The 1142-nt window shown below is 57.8% G+C and carries 1 protein-coding gene; it reads left to right on the top strand.

Annotated elements, in window-relative coordinates:
- The first annotated feature begins 75 nt into the window (after window positions 1-75).
- A complete protein-coding gene (locus PG887_RS22410) occupies window positions 76-1050 on the top strand; it encodes a transposase (RefSeq protein ID WP_270822953.1) in 975 nt (324 codons plus the stop codon).
- The last annotated feature ends 92 nt before the right edge of the window (window positions 1051-1142 follow it).

The raw sequence follows: 1142 nt of genomic DNA, 5'->3' as shown, positions 1-1142 counted from the left end.
CATGATCTCGCACCTCAGTAACTGTACGTAAGATCAGTATAGCTCGTGGTGACTGCTAATCATGGGTAATCAGGAATCAGTTTGCAGGATACGCCTTACTACCATGTGGTCAGTCGCTGTGTGCGGCGGGCGTTTCTGTGCGGGGAAGATGCCCACTCCGGCCAGAGTTACGAGCATCGGCGCCAGTGGGTGGTCGACAAGTTGGGCCAATTGTCGCGACTGTTTGCCATCGGTGTTTGTGCCTATGCGGTGATGAGCAATCACTATCACCTGGTGCTCAAGGTCGAGCCGGATACCGCTGCCAATTGGAGCGAGCGGGAGGTGGCCGAGCGTTGGGCGGCGCTGTTCCAGTGGCCGCTGCTGGTACGACGCTGGTATCAGGGGGAATCCCTGATTGAGCCTGAACTCGCTGTGGTGCAACAACTGATAGGGCAGTGGCGGGAGCGGTTACATTCCATCAGCTGGTTTGTGCGGTTGCTCAACGAAAACCTGGCTCGGCAGTCCAATCGGGAAGATGGTTGCAAGGGCCATTTTTGGGAAGGGCGCTTCAAGAGCCAGGCCTTGCTCACCGAATCAGCCCTGCTGGCCTGCATGGCCTATGTTGATCTCAATCCGATACGAGCGGGATTGTCCGACCGGCCTGAACAGAGCGATTACACCAGCCTCAAGCAGCGTCTCGATGGCGAGCAGTCCGCCGCCCCATTGCCGCCGTTGCTGTTGCCATTCGCGCACGACGCGCGACCCGATAGCCTGCCATATGCCTTTGCGGATTACCTGATGCTGGTGGACTGGACAGGTCGCGCCATCCGAGTGGACAAACGGGGCCATATCCCGGCTTCTCTTGCCCCCATCCTGGTGCGGCTGGGGTTGGACGAGGTGCGCTGGCTCAAGCAAGTGACGCTGTTTCGGCGCCAGGGTATCAGAGTGGTGGGTGACAAAGAGCATTGTCAGCAGTTTGCCTGGCACTGTGGCCAGCGACGGTGTCATCCGGGAATTCAGATAATAAGTGCGACACTCATGGATGAATGGCGAGAGGTGGCCAACTGCTGATTGGTGGTACCCTTCTGCTCGCCAAAGTAAAAGCAGTATCACCATGAGCTATCAGCAGTTGACCGAGGGGCAACGATACCAGTTATCGGTGC

It is taken from the genome of Aeromonas sp. QDB14 (genome assembly GCF_027707845.1).
Taxonomy (GTDB): domain Bacteria; phylum Pseudomonadota; class Gammaproteobacteria; order Enterobacterales; family Aeromonadaceae; genus Aeromonas; species Aeromonas caviae.
The sequence above is the reverse complement of the archived record's forward strand: the minus strand, read 5'-3'. Positions and strand labels throughout refer to the sequence as shown.